Source organism: Aureivirga marina (genome assembly GCF_015767265.1).
Classification (GTDB): domain Bacteria; phylum Bacteroidota; class Bacteroidia; order Flavobacteriales; family Flavobacteriaceae; genus Aureivirga; species Aureivirga marina.
On sequence record NZ_JADPIB010000007.1, the window covers coordinates 105,527 to 122,190 of the forward strand.

Here is a 16,664-nt window from a genome sequence, read left to right on the forward strand (position 1 = left end):
ATGGATAGAAATAGTAATTCATATACTTTTATATTCGCAATAGCCATGGTTGTTGTGATTGCTTCTGTATTAGCTTTTTTAGCAACTGCTTTAAAACCTATGCAAGATGCAAACGTTAGAAATGAGAAAATGCAAAATATTTTATCAACTATCGGTGTAAAGGTTGACAGAGATCAAGCTCCTGCTGAATTTGATAAATATATTAAGGAACAAATTTCTTTAAAAGAAGATGGAAGTATAGATAAAGAAGTTCCTGCATTTGATATCGACTTAAAGAAAGAAATTAAAAAGAAACCAGGTGATCAAAGATACCCAGTTTATACAGCTGAAAAAGATGGGAAGAAATTCTACATCATTCCTTTATATGGAGCTGGATTATGGGATGATATCTGGGGATATGTTGCCTTAGAAGGAGATAAAAACACAGTAGCTGGTGCTGTATTCGATCACAAAGGAGAAACTCCTGGATTAGGTGCGGAAATTACGCAACAATGGTTCGAAGATCAGTTCATCGGAAAACAAATCTTAAAAGAGGCTAACGGAGATTATACGACAAACAACTTCGTTTCTGTAAAAACTATTAAAGGTGGAGCTCCTGCTGGAGACAAACACGGAGTAGATGCTATCTCAGGAGGAACAATTACTTCTGATGGTGTTTCTAAAATGGTTTCAGAAAGGTTAGCACATTATTTACCATACTTTAAACAATACTAATCATGGCAGAAGAAAAAGAACCATTGTTTTCAAAGAAAAACAGAGCATTGTTATCTGATCCATTAAATGATAACAACCCAATTACCGTTCAGGTATTAGGAATTTGTTCAGCGTTAGCAATTACAGTTCAGTTAAAACCTGCTGTAGTAATGGCAATCGCAGTATTGTTTGTGGTTTGTGCAAGTAACGTAATCGTTTCTTTATTACGTAACTTAATTCCAAATCGTATTCGTATTATCGTACAATTATTAATTGTTGCGTCTTTAGTAATTATTGTAGATCAGGTGTTAAAAGCTTATGCTTATGATGTAAGTAAAGAATTATCTGTATTCGTAGGATTAATTATTACAAACTGTATCGTAATGGGACGTCTTGAAGCATTTGCTTTAGGAAACGGACCATGGAAAGCTTTCTTAGATGGTATCGGAAATGCTGCTGGATATGGATTTATCCTTATTCTTGTAGCTTTCTTTAGAGAGTTATTAGGTTCTGGAAAATTATTCGGAATGGAAGTTCTTGGACATAAAGCTAAAACAATTGCTGATTCTACAGGTTTATATGCATTAGGATATGAAAATAACGGATTCATGTTATTATCTCCAATGGCCTTAATTACTGTAGGTATCATCATTTGGGTACAACGTTATAAGAACAGAAAGTTAATTGAAAAATAAGCCGTCAACAATAAATTATTAAAAGCACAACACTATGGAATTAGTAAATATTTTTGTGAGAAGTATCTTCATAGACAATATGATTTTCGCATACTTCTTAGGAATGTGTTCATACTTGGCGGTATCTAAAACCGTTAAGACTTCTGCAGGTATGGGAGCTGCTGTAATTTTCGTATTATCGATTACAGTTCCAATTAACTACTTGTTGAACGAATACGTATTAAAACCAGGAGCTTTATCTTGGTTAGGTGAAGGATATAGCAACATCGACTTAAGCTTCTTAAGTTTCATCATGTTTATCGCTGTAATTGCATCAATGGTACAATTAGTAGAGATGGTTGTTGAAAAATTCGCTCCAGCACTTTACAACGCTTTAGGTATTTTCTTACCACTTATCGCAGTAAACTGTGCAATCTTAGGAGGATCATTATTCATGCAACAAAAAAGTTTCTCAAACATTGCAGAATCATTCAGCTTTGGTTTAGGATCAGGAATTGGATGGTTTTTAGCAATCGTTGCAATTGCTGCTATTCGTGAGAAAATTACATATTCAAATGTTCCAGAACCATTAAAAGGATTAGGAATTACTTTTATCATCACTGGTCTTATGGCTATTGGATTTATGAGTTTTTCTGGTATCACTTTATAAAAAAAATAAAACAAAATGACAATAGTAATAAGTATCGTAGCATTCTTGCTAGTAATCTTAGTCTTGGTGATGGTATTATTATATGCCAAGTCAAAACTTGTTCCTTCTGGACCAGTAAAAATTAAGATTAACGGTGAAAAAGAAATAGAGGTTTCTTCAGGAGCAACTCTATTAAATACACTAGGAAACGAAAAAATATTTTTACCATCAGCTTGTGGTGGAGGTGGATCTTGTATTCAGTGTGAGTGTCACGTACACTCTGGAGGTGGTGAAGCACTTCCAACAGAAACTCCACACTTTACTAGAAAAGAATTAGCTGAAGGAGCTCGTCTTGCTTGTCAGGTAAAAGTAAAAGGAGATATGGATATTTCTATTCCAGAAGAAATTTTTGGAATTAAGAAATGGGAAGCAAAAGTTGTTTCTAACTACAACGTAGCATCTTTTATTAAAGAATTTATCGTTGAGTTACCAGAAGACATGGATTATAAAGCTGGAGGATATATCCAGATTGAAATTCCTAAATGTGAAATCGATTATAAAGATATCGATATTACAGCACATCCAGAAGAGCACCCAGGAGAGCCTGAGAAATTTAAGGTTGAGTGGGATAAATTTGGATTATGGCCATTAAAAATGAAAAATGGTGAAAACGTAGAACGTGCATACTCAATGGCTTCTTACCCAGCAGAAGGAAGAAGAATTATGTTAAATGTTCGTATTGCTACGCCGCCATGGGATCGTAACAAAAATGGATGGATGGATGTTAACCCAGGGGTTGCATCATCTTATATTTTCTCTAGAAAACCAGGTGATACTGTAACAGTTTCTGGACCTTATGGAGAGTTCTTTATCAACGAATCTGATGCCGAAATGTTATATGTAGGTGGAGGAGCAGGAATGGCACCAATGCGTTCTCACTTATACCACTTATTCAAAACATTAAAGACAGGAAGAAAAGTTACTTACTGGTACGGAGGACGTTCTAAGCGTGAGTTATTCTATTTAGATCACTTCTATCAATTAGAGAAACAATTCCCTAACTTCAAGTTCTATTTAGTACTTTCTGAGCCATTACCAGAAGATAACTGGAAAGAGAAGAAAGATGTTAACGATACAGAAGGAGATGGATTCGTAGGATTCGTTCACCAAGCAGTAATCGATCAATATTTAACGAAGCATGATGCTCCAGAAGATATTGAATTCTATTTCTGTGGACCTCCTATGATGAATAATGCAGTTGTGAAAATGTGTGATGATTTTGGTGTACCACCAGAAAACGTACGTTTTGATGACTTCGGAGGATAAGAAATTTACAATCTTATATAAAAAAAATCTCGACCAAATCTGGTCGAGATTTTTTTATAAGAAAGAATTATTAATTATTCATACCATTGTGCAATACTGTTGATATAAATTTCTTTTTGTGCTTGTAATGAAGGAAAAGAAATTTCTTCACTATTGTCATATCTCCAAACAGTTAATCTAACCTTTAAAGGAAGATTGAAATCATAAATACTTCCATCATGTAAAGTTAGATAATCAACTCCACTAAGGTTAAAGAAACTTTTTTCAATTTTTTTCGTTCCATCTGATAATGTAAATACATATTGATAACTATATTTTTCACATTCATTTGTTCCAAAATTTGTTTCTACTTCAATTTTACCACCACAATCTCCACATAAATAAGGGTTTATAATAGCTCTAAAATTAGATCCAGGAAAACAAAGACTTGTTTCAAGATCTATAAGACCAGGAGTTGAATTTGGAGGATTATTAAAAGTCTGTGAAAATAAACTGTTTACGCTAAATAAAATAGCAAGTAATAAAAATACTTTTTTCATAATAAAAATTTTTTAAGATTAAAATTAAATTGTACAATTTTTTAATTGTTTCATAGCTATATGAAAGCAATATAGATAAAATTTAACCAAAAAAAACGTTTTAATTAAAAAATATTATAATTATACCTGAAAACAGTGATTAAAATTAAATTTGATTCTAATTATGATTAAAAATAAATAGAAATATATAATATAATAAGGTTTAAAAGAAATTAATCATTAATAATTAATAAAAGGTTGCAATTTGTAACATTATATTTTGCAATTTCTTCCTTACCTGAAATCTTTCTCATTTCTTTAGGTTGCTTTAAACCTAATTTGTCATACTCCAAATAACTTTTTAATTCTCCATTGTGAAGTACCATAATTCTTTCCTTATATTTTTGACTTTGAATTATAGCTTGAGTTTCATCAGAAGTTAGATTTGAAGCAATATCTGTTTCAATTAATTGTAAATTACTTTTACAACTTGATAAAGTAATAATAGTTATTATCACAGCAATTTTATTTTTCATAGAATATATTTTTTAAATGGTTTCTAATATAAATAAAAAATCCCCTCATTTTAACTGAAAGGATTTTTATTAGATTAGTTTTCAATAATTTCTTTAATATTTGGTTTAAAATAATTAGGACCTTTTAAAACTTTTCCATCTTCTCGATAAATTGGTTTTCCATCTTCTCCTAATTTACTCATGTTACTTCTTTGAATTTCATCAAAAACTTCTTCAATTTTATGCTGCATTCCATGCGTTAACATCGTTCCACAAAGAATATAAAGCATATCTCCAAGCGCATCAGCAACTTCTACTAAATCATTATTTCTAGCGGCTTCTAAATATTCTTCATTCTCTTCTGCCATCAATTTATAACGAAGTTCAATAATTTCCTTAGAAAGTGTTGTTGTTGGATTTATATTCACATCTTGCCCAAAAGCATCATGAAAATCTTTTACAGCGTCTAGTTGTTTTTTCATTTATTCGGATTTAAGTTTTGTTTTTCCTTATTTTTGCAAAATCAAATTTAAAGAAAGATAAATGTTTACAAAAGGTCAAATAGCATTTGCAGTATTTTTTGTAGTTGTTTTTGCAGCTGCTCTAATTTATAGTTATAGAAAAGACTTGAAAATTCATAAATTACAATATAAAAACACGGCTACAATAGTTGGAATAGTGATTGTTTTGTCTATTTTAATTTTTGCAGCTATCGTATTTTCAATGCATTAAAAAAAAATAAAATGAAAAAGAATCATTTCCATAAAATCGTTTTTATCAGTTTATTTTTGATTTTCATTTCTTGTGGTGAAAACACAAATCAAGAAAAAGTAAAAGAAAATATTCATAAAACAGAAATTCAAAAACAAGAAAAAAAGAAAATTCAAGAGGAAATCATAAAAAAAGAATCGCTTGAAATTTCTTATGAGTTTTTAGAACAATATGGAAAAGATAATCCGGAAACAAAATTGCGAATTAAAACAAGGCTAGGAGATATAGACGTTACATTGTTTGAAGATACGCCAATTCATAGAGCAAGTTTTATTTTTTTAGTTAAAGAAGGCTATTTTGATACAACATCTTTTCATAGAGTTGTAGAGGAATTTATTATTCAAGGAGGAGATTCTGATAATAAAAGAACTGCCGAAATGCGTAAGAAATTCCAACAATACAGAATTCTTCCTGAGTTTCGAAAAAATAGAAAACATAAACAAGGAGCATTAGCTGCGGCAAGAAGCTGGAATAATAATCCTAAAAAACTTTCAACACCTTTTGAATTTTATATTGTTTTAAGCCCAAAAGGTGAACATCATTTAGATGGTGAACATACTGTTTTTGGTCAAGTGACAAAAGGCTTTGATGTTATTGAAAAGATTTCAAAAGTAAAAGTAGATCGCGAAGAATGGCCATTTGTGGATGTTCATATGAAAATTGAAATTTTAGAGTAAAAAAAGTTTTAAATTTATTTTATTGAAAAATAGAATGTTATGATTTTTTGCTAAAAAAAGCTTTAAAAAACTTTCAAAAAAGTTTTTCAGTTTGGAAACTTTATATATATTTGCAACCGCTTAACCGCAACAAAGGTATGGTACCTTAGCTCAGTTGGTAGAGCAACGGACTGAAAATCCGTGTGTCCCTGGTTCGATTCCTGGAGGTACCACTTAAAATCCCAAGTCTTTTAGATTTGGGATTTTTTTTGCTTTAAACTTACTTTCCTTAATTTCATTTTTACCATTTTAAGTACTGATAATTTGTTATTTAAATAACGAAAATGTGACTTAAATCATTTTTTCAAAACTTAATTTTAACTTAACATTAAAATTTTTGTTAATAGGTTTAACTTGCGTTACATTTGGAGCCAAAAATTAAATTACAAAGGATATTTTTATGAAAAAAAATTACGCATTTTTAGCTGCTTCAGTTTTATCAGTAGCATCTTATGCTCAGTCAGCATTAATCACAGGTGTAGTAGATTCACCTTGTCCAAACGGTAACGGAAAAACTGTTGAATTGTATGTAGAAGGTACAGTTGATTTTACAAACTGGAAATTTCAAAAACAAACAAATGCAAACACAGACGATTTCCAATATGATATTGATTTAAGTTCATTAGGATCTAAAACAGATGAATATGTTTATTTAACAAATGATGCAGATATTTTAGAAGCTGAATTTGGAATTAATACAGGTGTTTTAGTTGATGGTGGAATCAACATGAATGGTGATGACCGTTTTCAAATTGTTGACAATGCAGGATTAGTAATCGATAGATTTGGTGAAGACGGTGTTGATGGAACAGGAACAGCTTGGGAATACCAAGATACATACGCTAAAAGAAATGCAGGAACTGCTGCAAATGGAGGTTCTTTTGATATAAATAATTGGACTATTGGAGAGGTTGATGCTTTCGATGATTTAGGTTTATGTAATAGTGCTACAGCATTAAATACTACTTTCCAATTTGGAACTTATACAGGAGGTGAAGTTGTTTTAAATCCAACTTTATCTATAGCAAATCCTTCGAATAATGCTACTTTCGGACCAGAGATAACAGAATTAGAAGTTGAATTTAATTTAGGAAACTTCAATTTATCTTCAGATGAAACTGCTGCTGACGGAGATGGTTATATTATTTGGTCAATGGATGATTTTTCAACTTCAAATAATAAGTTTAATGAATCAAACATTATGTTATCAGGATTAACTTTAGGAGATTATACTTTAAAAATCAAATTAGTTGATAATGATGGAAATGATTTAGCAAACCCTGTTTTAGTAGAATTAAATTTCTCAATTAAAGCGGAAAATCAAGTTGCTTCTATTACTGAATTAAGAGAGCACGTTGCAGCAAATGGATTAGATGGATTCTATGAAATTACTGGTGAAGTTATCATCTCTCAAACTGATAGTTATAAAAACAGAAAATGGATCCAAGATAAAGAAGATACTGTTTCTGGAATTTTAATTTATGATAATGATGGAATTATCACAACAGATATGACTGTTGGAGATATTGTTACTGGATTCAAAGGACAGGTAAAAGAATTCAATGGATTATTACAGTTAGTTCCAACAGAAGATGCAGGATCTGTAGTTTCTAACGGAAATGAAGTTGCAATCCAAACTATTACTGTTGAAGAATTTAATACAAATGGTGAAAACTATGAGTCTGAATTAGTAGAATTAACAAATGTTACTTTCACAGAAGCTGATGGAACTGCTGTTTATGCTAATGGAACAAATTATGATATCACTGATGGAGCTAATACAGCTGTGTTAAGAACTGGATTCTATGATGTTGATTATATCGGTCAAGTTCTTCCTCAAGATGCTAAAAACATTACAGGAGTTGCTGGAGAGTATAATGGAACTTACCAAATTTCTCCAAGAAATGCTGCTGATATCGTTGATGCATTAAATGTAAACGAATTCGAATTAAACAATGCAATTTCTATGTATCCTAATCCAACTTCAAGTGGAGTTGTAAATTTATCTAAAGCTTCTTCTTACGAAGTTTATGATATGTTAGGAAGAAAAGTATTAGAAGGTGAGAAAGCTAATACAATCAATGTTTCTACTTTAACTAAAGGATCTTATGTTGTAAGATTAGAAGGAACAAACGCAAAATTAATCGTAAAGTAATTTTACTAAATAATATATTTAAGGGTTACATTGAAAAATGTAGCCCTTTTTTATTTTTCCAATTTTACAAAATGTTTTGATAACTTAAAAAAGACATTTTTTACATTGTATTAAAATTAATATAATGATTTGATGTTCATATTTTTAATTTTCTAAAGTAATATTGAATGCAATAATTTAACAATTACTAAAAGAAATTTTATGAACAAAAACTACTCATTTTTACTTGCATTTCTATTAAGTATGATAACATTTGCGCAAACTCCTGTTATCACTAGTTATGTAGATTCTCCATGTTCTGGAGCTTCTGGAAGAGTTCTGGAAATCTATGTAAATGGTACAGTTGATTTAACTGATTGGAACGTTCAACGTCAAGCAAATGGAAATGGTTTCACTACAAATATTAATTTATCTAGTTTAGGAACAATTACGGATTCTTTTATTTATATCACAAACGGAGCTGAAACTTTTGAAACAGAATATGCAATTACAACGAATGTTTTAGAAAGTGGAACAATTTCTAGTAATGGAGATGATGCTTTTCAAATTGTAAATCCTGAAGGAATTATAATTGATAGATTTGGTGAAGATGGTGTTGATGGAAGTGACACTTCTTGGGAACATGTAGATACTTATTATAAAAGAAATGACAATGTTGTAGCAAATAATGGAAATTTTAATGTTGCAAACTGGACATTTGGTAATCAAGGTTTTTTTTTAGGAAAAGGAACTTGTAATGATGGTGGAGCTTTGAGTTCACATTTTGCTTTAGGTACTTTTACAATTATTAATGAAGAACAAAATGCAGTTGTAAGTTTTGAAGAAGAAATATATACAGTTTCTGAATCAGAATCATCTATTCTTATAAACTTAACTTTAGATGAGGCTACAACTTCTCAAGCTACAGTTGACGTGACTTTGTTCCTATCAAATAATGAAAATTTCACTTTTTCTACACAAACAATAACTTTTGAAGAAGATGAAACTTCAAAAGAGTTTTCTGTTGAAATTCCTCAAAATACAGAAATAAATAAAGATTATTTTATCGCTCTTCAATTGTCTAATTTTTCAAATTTAGATTTAGGTGAAGAAGAATTTACTACAATTTATGTTTCTGATGATGAATTGCATTTAGATGGTGATGCTCCAAATTCTTTAGGAATGATTTATGAAACAAGTTTTTCTGATTTAGGTGGTGCAGAAATTTTAACACATGATCCTGTTTCTCAAAAATTATTTGTTACAAACAGTGAAGAAAATACGCTTCAAATTCTTGATTTTTCAGATGTTTCATCAATTTCTTTAGAAGATTCTATTGATTTAAGTCCATATGGTTCTTCTGTAACTAGCGTTACAATTTTTGAAGAATTAGTTGCTGTTTCTATAAAAAGTGCTGATTTTTCAAATGGAAAAGTTGTATTTTTAAATACTTCTGGAGATATTTTAGCAAATGTTGAAGTTGGAGTTTTACCTGATATGCTAACTTTTACACCAAATGGAAATTCTATTTTAGTTGCAAATGAAGGAGAGCCAAATGATGATTATACAATAGATCCTGAAGGAAGTATTTCTATTATTTCAATTCCTGATAATATTGCTGAAATTTCTGCTTCTAATGTGACAAATTTAGATTTCAACGCTTACGATTCAGAATTGGAAAATTTAAAAAATGCTAACATTCGTATTTTTGGACTAAATGCTTCTGTTTCGCAAGATTTAGAACCTGAATATATTACTATTTCAGAAGATTCTTCTACAGCTTGGGTAGTTTTACAAGAAAATAATGCATATGCTACAATTGATTTAATTTCAAATACAATCACAGATATTAAGTCTTTTGGTTTTAAAGATCATTCTTTAGAAAAAAATGCTTTTGATACTTCAAATGACACGGATTTTATCTTTATGAGTACTTGGAATGTAAAAGGAATGTTCCAACCAGATGGAATTGCAAATTTTGAAAAAGATGGTGTGAAATACATTGTTACTGCAAATGAAGGTGATGGAAGAGATTATGATGGATTTAGCGAAGAAGAAAGAGTAAAAGATTTAGAACTTGATGAGACTGCTTTTCCAAATGCTGATTTTATTCAAGAAAAAAGAAACTTAGGAAGACTAAAAATTACAACTGCTCTTGGAGATACTGATAACGATGGTGATTTTGATGAATTATATTCTTATGGAGCTCGCTCGTTTTCTATTTTTAATGCACAAACTGGAGAATTGGTTTATGATAGTGCAGATTTAATGGAAAGAATTATCAAAGAAAATCCGATGTATAGCGAAATGTTCAACACAAGTAATAGTAGCGATAGTTTTAAAAATCGTTCGGATGATAAAGGACCAGAGCCAGAAGGTGTGATTGTACAAGAAATTAATGATAAATTTTATGCTTTTGTTGGATTGGAAAGAATAGGAGGAATTATGGTTTTTGACATTACAAACCCAACTGCTCCTATATTTGAAGTTTATGTGAATAATAGAACTTTTGACGATGTGGAAAATGATGATTTAGGTCCAGAAGGATTAATTTATATCGCTCCAAATGATAATTCCTTAGAAAAAGGATTAATTGTTGTCGCAAATGAAGTAAGTGCGTCCATTTCAGTTTATTCTTTGGAAAATGTAGATCCAACTATTCATGTAGAAGATTATACAAAAACCTCTGAAATTAATCTTTATCCAAATCCATCAAATTCTGTAGTATTTTTAAGTAAACCAGCAAATTTTGAAGTATTTGATACTTTAGGTAGAAAAGTTTTAGAAGGAAAAAATGCTTCAAAAATTAAAATTTCTTCTCTGACAAAAGGAACTTATATTGTAAAATTCGAAAAAGGAAATAATACAAAATTAATTGTGAATTAATCAATTTAATATTTCCCATAATAGTAAGAAAGCGAGGAATTTTTCTCGCTTTTTTATTTTTAAAAATTAGCTCTTAATTGTACAGTTCCTGTATGAATAGCTTTGTTTTCTTCACTTTTTCTTCCTAAATAATTTATATTTAAATCTAAATAACTTGTCAGTTTTTTCTGAATTATCGCTCCCCAAGTAAAGTTTTTTCCTGGTTGTAACCCTTCTAAAATTTGATAAGCAACAGGTGTATTATTATTTCCATCATAAGCATTTAAAATATAATTAAAGTTTCCTGTCACTGTATATTTTGTCGCTTTCGAAAATGCAAAAGAAAATCCTAAATTTTGTTGTTCTAATTGTTCTTGCTCGCCAATTTGATTTTGTTTGTCTTGAAATTCATATGAAAAATCTAAATGCGAATTTCGATTTAAAACATAAGAAATTGTAGGTTTAATATTTTCTGTTTTAATCAAATAATCTCTGTTTGCAAAATTTCTTGAATGATTTTCATTTTCTGATAATGTTCCCAAAATATCTAAAACCCAAAACTTCGTCAATGCGTGTTGAAATTGAATTTGATGTTGCGTAATTGTATTTTGAACATCATCTATAGAAAGAAATATTTTGTTTTCTGACTTTGTGAAATTATAGGTTGTAGAATAATTTCTTTGTCCACGATGGAAAAATAAACTATTTCTAAAACTGAAATTTAAACCAAGTAAATCTTCTTCATCAATTGCAAACGGATTGAAATGAAATTGCTCACCTTCTCTTTCTCTTTTGTTATCAATTAAAATAAATGATTGATTATGAAAATGTGATAACAACTTTCGAATTCCCGATTTTTGTCGCCATCGACTAAAATTTAATTGTAAAGATTGACTAAATTTTACTTGATTTGTTTTTAAATATTTTAAAGATGGAAGATTCACACGTAAATAAGTCGCTTGATCTGGAAATTGTGCAACTTCAAACTCATTTAATTCTTTAATTCCATTTCCATTATAATCAATCCAAGTATAAAAACCTTGCCCAGCTTCCACTTCTACATAAGTAAATTCTTGCTCAGGTAAAGTTCCAGAAAGTGTTTCATAAATTGTATTTGTTGTCACTAATTGCTTCCAAAAAACTTGTCGATAACTAATTCTTGAATTTAAAGATTGCTCATTTTCTATAAAAACATTGTTTACTTTTCGATAATTCACAAAAAGTTTCAAATTAGAAGTTTTAGAATTAATTAATTGCGACTTTAAGAAATAAGTTTCTCCATTTTGAACTCTTTCTAATTTCTGTAAATGCAAACTATCCGTCATTCGATTTCTATAACCAATTTCAGAAAAAACATTCAGCGAATCACCAATTCCAAACGAAGCTTCATATTCTACAAACTTTTGACTCAAATTCGTCAATTGTTTTGTTTGTTTTTCTGTTTCTTCATTATTTTCTGTGCTGAATTTCGCACCAATCCATTTCTTTTTTAAATCAAATGTAGAGTTGCTATAAAAGCGTAAAAAATTACTTTCTATCGTTGTATTATCAGTAGTTAAATAACTTCCATTAGAAAATAATTTCCATTGTTTTGTATTGATAATTCCAAGAATCGATTGTTTATTTCCTTTATAATCTGTTCCAAAATTTAAAAATTCAGAAGTAAATTGTAATTTATTTTTTTCATTATAAAAATCTAAAACTCCTGTAATCATTTGCTGTTTTCCTTGAATTAAAGGAATGTTCCAATCACGATTAAATTCTACACTTTGAAAACGTTCTATAGTTTTAAAATTTTCCGAAATATGTAGGAATTTTCCAATTACATCTAATTTATATTTCTTTGAAAAAATAGTTTGTTTAATATTAAAATCTCCAGCATAACCCTGATCCAAATTCTTATCTAAATCAGAAAACAAATTTTGATCATTATTGCTAAAAGTTAATTCTGTTTGAATAGCTGTTTTTTCTGTAGGGTTAATTGCACTTTGAACACCAACAATTTGCAGTTTAGTTGGAGCAATTAAACGAACCACAGGTAAATAATCTCCTTGATTTTCGCCTACATATTCATAAATTTTACCAATTCCAATTGTAGATTCTATTGCATAACTCCCTTGATTGTTTCCTATATAAGTAAATGTAACTCGAAATAATTCATCTTCTGGATTGTCTGAAAATTCGAAAATTTCTTCAGAACCAGCTAATACTTTTTTATAAAGAATTTTATTTTCAGAAAAAGCTTCAGGAACCGCAGAAGGAGCAAAAACTTCTGAAGTATTATTTCCTGCATTAGCTAAAATTTCTTTTTGTTCTTCTGTTAAATTTTGCTGTAAAGGTTGATTTTTTGCATCTGCTTCGTGATAAAAATATGTTTGAATTGAAAAATCTTTTCGTTTATGACCAACTTTATTATAAGTTACAAATCGAGTATAATTTCTGTCTGAATATTGATATTCCGCAGTAATTCGCATTGAAGAAGTTATCGGATATGTTGCTGTAAAAGTAAGTTCTGCTGTATTATAATCAATGACATAATCATTATTTTCTCCTCGCTTTAGTAAACGACCATTTACATAAATTTTTTCACTTCCAGCTACAATGATTAAGTTCGTTTCATTAAAATTCCCAGCAAGTTTATACGGACCTTGATTTCCTTCAATTCCATCAAATTTATAGGAAGTAAATTGTCCTTTCACAACTGCACCAGAAACCATAAAATCTGTTTCACTTCTTTTACCATTAATAATTCCATCTACAGAAATTCCAGAAACTTTTTTAGAAAAATTTAAAAATTTACTTTCTCTATTTTGCAAATCAACATCACCAGCTTTTATTTTCCAATTATCTGTGAAAAGTTCAATAAACACACGATCAAATTCATTTACTTGTTGCGTGTATCCATTTTCTTGTAAAGGAATATTACTATCAGAAATAGATGCGCGAAGTGTCAATTTCTCAGATAATTTTCCTGAAATTTGTAAATCTAAATTTGAATTTACAACAGCATCTTGATTATTTCCTACCGTAATTCCTCGTGAAATACTTCCATTCGTATTTAATCCGTCAAATGGTTTAAAAGTACTTTTTAATTTTCGAGGTTTTAAAACATAGCGTTGAGTTTCTTGAAAGCTTGAATTTGTAATATATTTCTTATCAAACTTTGCATATTTTCTAGTAAGAAAAGAAGGATATTTTTTGTAGACAACTTTAATATTTTTTGGAATAGAATCAGTTTTGAAAGTTAAAGTTGCAGTTTGAAAATCGATGTTATAAGCAGAAGTATCAATTTTTTGATTTTTTGCATTAAATACTTCAAAATACACAGGATTAATACTCACAGAATCTACTTTAATCTCTTTTTTTTGTAAAGAAATATGTTTGGTAGAATAATGTTGTAAAGTATCAATTTGTGCAAAAGTAATTTGGCAAAAAAATAGGAAAATTATGTAAAAGAAATACTTCATCGATGCAATAACGAAGAGTTGTGATTTTTAGTTTATTTTTTAACGAATTGAAATGAAAAACCCTTTAATTTAGCTCGATTTTTACATCAAAACATAAATTAAAGGATTGTGCTTTTATAATTGAAATTCGAATTTTCTAAAATTATTGTTTTTTCAATTCTAATTTTTCTGCAAAATAATCACAGAAATCGCGCATTGTATCGCTCATTTTTTGATCATCTGTTGCTCTTTGAAAAGTATTTGCCATAGAAACTAAAGTTTGGTGAAAAAACTGTTTCATTTCATCAACAGGCATATCTTTTGTCCAAAGATCCATACGTAAAGTATCTTTTGCTTTATGATCCCAAACTGAAATCATTAAAGCTTTTGATTCTGCATCTTTAATTCCTCCATCTTCGGCTGTCCAATTGATTTCTTCTGGAATTTTATTTTCGTCTAATCCAACAGTGAATTTAATATCTGATTTATGTATAACTCCCATTATTTCTTAGGTTTATATTTCGATTTTTTAAAAATTTCTTCTTCGTTTGTTAAAAATAATTGCTGCAAAGTTACATCATTATTTTTCATATACGAACGAACAATTTGCCATCCTACCCATTCTCCAATTCTACCTGGAGAATCTCCATCTGTTTCTAAATAAAATTTTGAAAAAGGAGCTTCATTTATAAAGCGATTTGCAAGTTCGAAATCTGTGCTATACAATAATTTATTTTCAATGAAATATTTCCAAATTGAAGCTTCATTTGCTTCTGCCCAATCTAATTTTTCTTGTGAATATCCAATCTTTTGAGCATCTGTTTTGAATGGAGCAAATAATTCTACTGCATACATCATTTTACCTTTTGAAACTAATTTCTCAATAAAAGTTCTGTTTTTTCGCATTGGATTTAAGCGTAAGGCAAATTCTTTTGCAACATCAACTGGGATTTGAGAAGCTTCAAAATTTTCTACAATATAGCTTGGAACACCTTCATAAACTGGACTTTCTTTTCCTAAATAAATGTCTAAAGAAATAAATAAAAGACTATCAGCATAAATTACATTAGAAGTGTAATCAAATTCCGAAAAAGTTGTAATTACTTTTGGTGCTTTAAATTTTGGATAATAATATTTTACATGTTTAAAAAGTTCATTAATTTCTTTTTCTTGCTTTTCAATATTTGGAAAAACAGAATCTACTTCTTTAAATAAACTTTTATTTTGTTCCGAATTCATCTTATTTATATAAATAGAATCTGGAACTCTGTGATCAAAGAAAATTGGAAATTCTGCTTTTAATTTTTCTAATCTTTCTTGATCTGGGATATCACTTTTTCCGTACATTTTCTTTTCAAAACGTACAATTTCTGTATCCATAGCAATGTTTGATACATCGACTTGATTTTTCTGTTTTTCTCCACAAGCAAAAAGTGCTAACAATAGGGTGAAGGCTACAAATTTTATTCTCATTATATTTTATATATTTACCGCTTTAGTAAAACGCCAAAAATACAAAATTAGTTTAAGATGAATTCTGAAAAAATAGTAGAACACATTGTTTCATGGTTAAAAGATTATGCTGAAAATACTGGAGTTAAAGGTTTTGTTGTTGGAATTTCAGGTGGAATTGATTCTGCTGTAACTTCTTCTTTATGTGCTTTGACTGGTTTTAATACGCTTTGTGTGGAAATGCCAATTCACCAAGAGCAAAGTCAAGTGAATAGAGCAAAAGAACATATTGAGAATTTAAAATCAAGATTTTCGAATGTTTCTAGTATAGAAGCAGATTTAACAGAAACATTTGAAACTTTTAAAAATGCGATGCCAACTGCTGAAAGTTCTCCTATTTTAGATTTAACTTTAGCAAATACTCGTGCAAGAATTCGAATGACAACTTTATATTATTTTGCAGGAATGCATAGTTCTCTGGTTGCAGGAACTGGAAATAAAGTAGAAGATTTTGGTGTTGGATTTTATACAAAATACGGAGATGGAGGTGTAGATGTCAGTCCAATTGCAGATTTGATGAAATCGGAAGTTTTTGCTTTAGCGAACGTATTAAATGTTCCAATATCGATTCAAAATGCAAAACCAACAGACGGACTTTTTGGTGATGATAGAACTGATGAAGATCAAATTGGAGCAACATATGATGAATTAGAATGGGCAATGAAAGCTGATGAAAATGGAAAAACTTTAGAAGATTTTGAAGGAAGGAAAAAAGAAGTTTTTAGAATTTTTAAAAATAGAAATCGAGCAAATAAACATAAAATGAATCCGATTCCAGTTTGCATGATTCCAGAAGAATATAAATAAAGAATTAAATAAATAAAAAATCCTACTTTTCAAGTTTT

General features: G+C 29.5%; 15 protein-coding genes and 1 tRNA gene. 10 read left to right on the top strand and 6 right to left on the bottom strand.

All coding sequences use genetic code 11. From position 1 onward, the window contains the following. From nqrC to nqrF, 4 genes are read left to right on the top strand one after another with little or no spacing between them, the layout of a single operon-like run. Positions 1–714 (top strand): NADH:ubiquinone reductase (Na(+)-transporting) subunit C, encoded by a 714-nt coding sequence (gene nqrC / locus I1A51_RS14425; RefSeq protein ID WP_196895113.1) that lies wholly within the window; start codon positions 1–3, stop codon positions 712–714. Positions 715–716: 2 nt separating this feature from the next. Next, on the top strand, positions 717–1,388 hold the full coding sequence (locus I1A51_RS14430; RefSeq protein ID WP_196895115.1) for an NADH:ubiquinone reductase (Na(+)-transporting) subunit D: 672 nt from the start codon (positions 717–719) through the stop codon (positions 1,386–1,388). Positions 1,389–1,422: 34 nt separating this feature from the next. Beyond that, positions 1,423–2,037, top strand: coding sequence for an NADH:ubiquinone reductase (Na(+)-transporting) subunit E (gene nqrE, locus I1A51_RS14435; RefSeq protein WP_196895117.1), 615 nt, complete (start codon positions 1,423–1,425; stop codon positions 2,035–2,037). Positions 2,038–2,052: 15 nt separating this feature from the next. Continuing rightward, positions 2,053–3,342: an NADH:ubiquinone reductase (Na(+)-transporting) subunit F gene (gene nqrF / locus I1A51_RS14440; protein ID WP_196895119.1), complete on the top strand. Its 1,290-nt coding sequence runs from the start codon at positions 2,053–2,055 to the stop codon at positions 3,340–3,342. A gap of 74 nt (positions 3,343–3,416) precedes the next feature. Here the strand turns inward: nqrF and I1A51_RS14445 are convergent, their stop codons facing one another. From I1A51_RS14445 to I1A51_RS14455, 3 genes are all read right to left on the bottom strand, one after another. After that, positions 3,417–3,881: a hypothetical protein gene (locus I1A51_RS14445; protein ID WP_196895121.1), complete on the bottom strand. Its 465-nt coding sequence runs from the start codon at positions 3,879–3,881 to the stop codon at positions 3,417–3,419. A 212-nt stretch (positions 3,882–4,093) separates the two neighbouring features. After that, complete coding sequence (locus tag I1A51_RS14450; RefSeq protein WP_196895123.1) at positions 4,094–4,396, bottom strand: hypothetical protein; 303 nt, start codon at positions 4,394–4,396, stop codon at positions 4,094–4,096. Positions 4,397–4,470: 74 nt separating this feature from the next. Then, positions 4,471–4,857, bottom strand: coding sequence for a pyrophosphohydrolase domain-containing protein (locus tag I1A51_RS14455; protein ID WP_196895125.1), 387 nt, complete (start codon positions 4,855–4,857; stop codon positions 4,471–4,473). 61 nt (positions 4,858–4,918) lie between these two features. Between I1A51_RS14455 and I1A51_RS14460 the strand changes: the two genes are divergently transcribed. From I1A51_RS14460 to I1A51_RS14480, 5 genes are all read left to right on the top strand, one after another. After that, positions 4,919–5,107: a hypothetical protein gene (locus tag I1A51_RS14460; RefSeq protein WP_196895127.1), complete on the top strand. Its 189-nt coding sequence runs from the start codon at positions 4,919–4,921 to the stop codon at positions 5,105–5,107. Positions 5,108–5,118: 11 nt separating this feature from the next. Then, positions 5,119–5,823 carry a peptidylprolyl isomerase gene (locus I1A51_RS14465; RefSeq protein WP_196895129.1) on the top strand — a complete coding sequence of 235 codons (705 nt, stop codon included), beginning with the start codon at positions 5,119–5,121 and terminating at the stop codon, positions 5,821–5,823. A 139-nt stretch (positions 5,824–5,962) separates the two neighbouring features. After that, positions 5,963–6,035, top strand: a tRNA-Phe gene (locus tag I1A51_RS14470). 227 nt (positions 6,036–6,262) lie between these two features. Then, positions 6,263–8,017, top strand: coding sequence for a DUF5689 domain-containing protein (locus I1A51_RS14475; protein ID WP_196895131.1), 1,755 nt, complete (start codon positions 6,263–6,265; stop codon positions 8,015–8,017). Positions 8,018–8,218: 201 nt separating this feature from the next. Next, positions 8,219–10,882, top strand: a complete 2,664-nt coding sequence (locus I1A51_RS14480) for a choice-of-anchor I family protein (RefSeq protein ID WP_196895133.1) — start codon at positions 8,219–8,221, stop codon at positions 10,880–10,882. 59 nt (positions 10,883–10,941) lie between these two features. Here the strand turns inward: I1A51_RS14480 and I1A51_RS14485 are convergent, their stop codons facing one another. The 3 genes from I1A51_RS14485 to gldB form a co-directional block, all read right to left on the bottom strand. After that, positions 10,942–14,328, bottom strand: a complete 3,387-nt coding sequence (locus tag I1A51_RS14485; protein WP_231374048.1) for a hypothetical protein — start codon at positions 14,326–14,328, stop codon at positions 10,942–10,944. 142 nt (positions 14,329–14,470) lie between these two features. After that, entirely contained in the window at positions 14,471–14,809 is a 339-nt protein-coding gene (gene gldC, locus I1A51_RS14490) for a gliding motility protein GldC (protein WP_196895135.1), read from the bottom strand. Beyond that, complete coding sequence (gene gldB / locus I1A51_RS14495; RefSeq protein ID WP_196895137.1) at positions 14,809–15,780, bottom strand: gliding motility lipoprotein GldB; 972 nt, start codon at positions 15,778–15,780, stop codon at positions 14,809–14,811. Before gldB ends, gldC begins: the two co-directional genes overlap by 1 nt. 57 nt (positions 15,781–15,837) lie before the next feature. Here gldB and nadE point away from each other — a divergent pair, with 57 nt between their 5' ends. After that, positions 15,838–16,626 (top strand): NAD(+) synthase, encoded by a 789-nt coding sequence (gene nadE, locus I1A51_RS14500; RefSeq protein ID WP_196895139.1) that lies wholly within the window; start codon positions 15,838–15,840, stop codon positions 16,624–16,626. The last annotated feature ends 38 nt before the right edge of the window (positions 16,627–16,664 follow it).